Source organism: Longimicrobium sp. (assembly GCF_036554565.1).
In the GTDB taxonomy this organism is placed as follows: Bacteria; Gemmatimonadota; Gemmatimonadetes; order Longimicrobiales; family Longimicrobiaceae; genus Longimicrobium.
The window spans coordinates 1-3,274 of sequence record NZ_DATBNB010000652.1 but is presented as its reverse complement, the minus strand read 5'-3'; the positions used below and the strand labels follow the sequence as shown (position 1 = coordinate 3,274).

The window sequence follows — 3,274 nt, the reverse complement described above, 5'->3', positions numbered from 1 at the left end:
GTGGGCCCCATCCGCTCCAGGTCGTCGGCCAGCTCGTCGGCCAGGCCGGGAGCGTCGGTGCTCTGAAGCACCTCGTCGGTGCCCTCGAGCGCGTCTTCCAGCCCGGCCTGCCGCACCAGGTCGCTGCGCCCGTACTTCATGGCCAGGCGTGCCATGTCGCGGTACCGCTTCAGGTGCTCGGGGCGCAGCGAAATGCCCATCGTGGTCGTCCGCCGGGTGGGGGATGCGTGTGTGTCGCACGTAGCACGGTCAGGCAAAGCAGAATCCGTGCGCGGCCTTTCGCTGCACTCCCCCGCGCGCTCTGGCGGGGGAAACGGCGAGGCGGTACTCTCGCGGAATGGAGAGCACCGCCCTCAGCCGTATGATCGAATGAACATCCTGGTCCTCAACGTCGGCTCGTCGTCGCTCAAGTGGCAGGTGATCGATACCGACGAGCAGTGCTTCGCCGACAACACCGACCGGCGGGTGGCGCGCGGGCAGGTGGAGCGCATCGGGGGCGAGGCGGTATGGAGCTTTCGCGCGGGCGACGGGCCGTCCGTAAAGGGCTCGGCGCCGCTACGGGACCATCGCGCCGCGGTGGAGTTCCTGCTGCAGTGGCTGGTGGGGCCGGAGGGCGGCGCGCTGGGCAGCCTGGCGGAGATCGGCGCGGTGGGGCACCGCGTGGTGCACGGCGGCGAGCGCTTCGTCCGCTCGGTCGGCATTGACGAGCAGGTGCTGCGCGGCATCGAGGAAACCATCGAGCTGGCGCCGCTGCACAATCCCGCGAACCTCAAGGGCATCCACGCCGTCCGCGCCGTGCTGGGCGCGGCAGTGCCGCAGGTGGCGGTGTTCGACACGGCGTTCCACCACACACTTCCCGAGCGCGCCTTCCTGTACGCCATCCCCTACTCGCTGTACCGCCGGCACCGCGTGCGCCGCTACGGATTCCACGGAACCTCGCACCGCTACGTGAGCTACCGCTGGCGGCAGCTGACGGGCACCCCGCGCGAAACCCAGCGCATCATCACCCTTCACCTGGGCAACGGCTGCTCGGCGTGCGCCATCTCCGGCGGCGAGTCGCGGGACACGTCGATGGGGTTTACCCCGCTGGAGGGGCTGGTGATGGGCACGCGCTCCGGTGACGTGGACCCCGCGGTGCTGGACTACATCGCCCAGAAGGAGGGGTTGTCGCTGGCCGAGGTGGAGATGCTGCTGAACAAGCAGTCGGGGCTGCTGGGCATCTCCGGCCTGACCAACGACATGCGCGAGCTGCTGGCCGAGGCCCGCGAGCACGACGACCGCCGGGCGCGGCTGGCGATCGAGATCTTCTGCTACCGGGCGCGCAAGTACATCGGCTCGTACCTGGCGGCGATGGGCGGAGCGGACGCCCTCTGCTTCGCGGGAGGCATCGGCGAGAACGCGCCCGCGGTGCGCGCGATGATCTGCGAAGGGCTGGAGTTCGCCGGCATCAAGATAGACGCGTCGGCCAACGAGGCGCACGTGGGCCGCGAGGGGCGCATCAGCCCGGAGGGTGCGGGGACGGAGGTGTGGGTGATTCCCACGGACGAGGAGCTGCTGATCGCCCGGGACACGTTCCGCGTGGTGCACGGGATCGAGACGCGGTACTGAACGGCGGGGTAGTGCGTTAGTGCGAAAACCGGGTTGGAGCGCTCCGGTGGGTGTGGCGCAGCGCCGGGCGCCCCCCATCCCCAGCCCTTCCCCCGCAAACTGCGCGGGGGAAGGGAGCAAGGGCCGAGCGTTCCGGAAGGTGCGTTGCGCATGCGTCCGAACCTGCCGAAGCGCAATCGAATTCTCCCCTCTCCCGCTTGCGGGAGAGGGGCCGGGGGTGAGGGCAGCCGGGAACTGCGCCGGCTTGTCCGAAACACACCGGCCTTCACCAGGGATCCCCGCCTGAACGCCGGGCCTCATTGAGGAGCCGCGTCCTCTGCAGTGGTGACCGCTGCCGCGCCCGGGCGGTTACGTGGCCGCTGCTAGTTCCTTCGGCCCGCGCAGGATGTGCTGCGGGCAGGCAGGGTGCGCCTGGGCCTCAGGATGACAGGCTTTGGCGAGACGGGGAGGTCTGGGCAGCACTCCACACTGGCTCCCTTCCCCCGCGCGGTTTGCGGGGGAAGGGCTGGGGATGGGGGGCGCCCGAGGCCGCACCACTGCCGGCTGGACGCGCATCAATCCTAAGGCTCCGTCACTTCCTGGGCCCCACTCGCCACCGGGCGATCGCCGAGGCGACCACGTCGCCGGCCTCGTCGCGGACGTCCGTCGTCACCTCGAGGTCGCGCTCTTCGTTGCTGTCCAGCAGCGGCGCGTTGGCCTCGGCGGTCAGGGTGCCGCGGGCCTTCTTGTGGTACTCGATGGAGAGCCCCTTCAGGATGGAGCGCGCATCCGGCCGCATCCCCACGTTGAGCGCCAGGCCCGTGGCAAGCTCCGCCAGGTTCATCAGGGCGATCGCGTGCACCGACCGCAGGTGATTGCGAACCTTGCGGCGGTCCGCCAGCGTCACCCGCGCGTACCCCGGGCGAAGCTCCTGCACCCGCGCGCCGATGGAACCCGAGTACGGCACCATCCGCCCCAGCAGCATGCTGAAGAGCGCCTTGCCACCGGGCTTGCCGCTCAACCGCTCCCAGTTTGACCGGATGGCCGCCTCGACCCCGCCCGCCACGTTCGCCATGATGTTCGCCGGTGTGGGAAAACGCAGCCAATCGCGGCCGCGGGAACTTTCCTGTGCGCGGCAGCATACACCGCGCCATGCCCCGCCGTCCAGAGCCCCGCAAACGCACGGAATCCGGTGCGTGCGGGGGGCCCGAAACTCCGATCCCGAACGGAATCTCCAATGAACCGAGTGGCATGTATCGCAGTGCTTTCCGCAGCGCTCCTCGCGCCCCGCGCCGCATCCGCCCAGGACGCGCCGGAACGGTCCACCGCGCTCTCCCTGCGCCCGTTCGGGCAGCCCACCATCGGCGTGTGGCACATGGTTTCGCCACGCCTGGAGGTGGGGATCGAGGCGGGCGCCACCATCGGGTCGGGTACCGATCAGGACGAGAATGAGCAGAACCTCATGTCGTTCACCCTGGCGCCCGGGGTCAAGCTGTTCGGTGCGGGGCAGGGCGACCTGCGGCCCTATGGGTTCGCCGGTGCGTTCCTCGCCTCGCACCGCTCGGAAGCAGGGGAGTTCGGAGAGATCTCGTCGGGCGCGCTCGGGGCCACGGCAGGGATAGGGCTGGAATGGTCGCCCGTGGCACGCGTGCGCGTCGGCGGCCACGCGGGCGTGCAAGGAGCGTTG

General features: G+C 70.2%; 3 protein-coding genes and 1 pseudogene. 2 read left to right on the top strand and 2 right to left on the bottom strand.

The features are described from left to right. A pseudogene (locus VIB55_RS18160) lies at window positions 1-200 on the bottom strand (AarF/ABC1/UbiB kinase family protein); the annotation flags it as partial. Between the two features lie 169 nt (window positions 201-369). Between VIB55_RS18160 and VIB55_RS18155 the strand changes: the two are divergent. Continuing rightward, window positions 370-1,608 (top strand): acetate kinase, encoded by a 1,239-nt coding sequence (locus VIB55_RS18155; protein ID WP_331878082.1) that lies wholly within the window; start codon window positions 370-372, stop codon window positions 1,606-1,608. A 571-nt stretch (window positions 1,609-2,179) separates the two neighbouring features. Here VIB55_RS18155 and VIB55_RS18150 read toward each other — a convergent pair. Further along, complete coding sequence (locus VIB55_RS18150) at window positions 2,180-2,662, bottom strand: hotdog fold domain-containing protein (RefSeq protein ID WP_331878081.1); 483 nt, start codon at window positions 2,660-2,662, stop codon at window positions 2,180-2,182. 171 nt (window positions 2,663-2,833) lie between these two features. Here VIB55_RS18150 and VIB55_RS18145 point away from each other — a divergent pair. Then, a partial coding sequence (locus VIB55_RS18145) for a hypothetical protein (RefSeq protein WP_331878080.1) occupies window positions 2,834-3,274 on the top strand: 441 nt, incomplete at its 3' end.

What these genes read in the sequence shown, in the direction of transcription:
- VIB55_RS18155 (WP_331878082.1), top strand. Translation starts at nt 370, where the DNA reads ATGAACATCCTGGTCCTCAACGTCGGCTCGTCGTCGCTCAAGTGGCAG.
- VIB55_RS18150 (WP_331878081.1), bottom strand. Translation starts at nt 2,662, where the DNA reads ATGGCGAACGTGGCGGGCGGGGTCGAGGCGGCCATCCGGTCAAACTGG.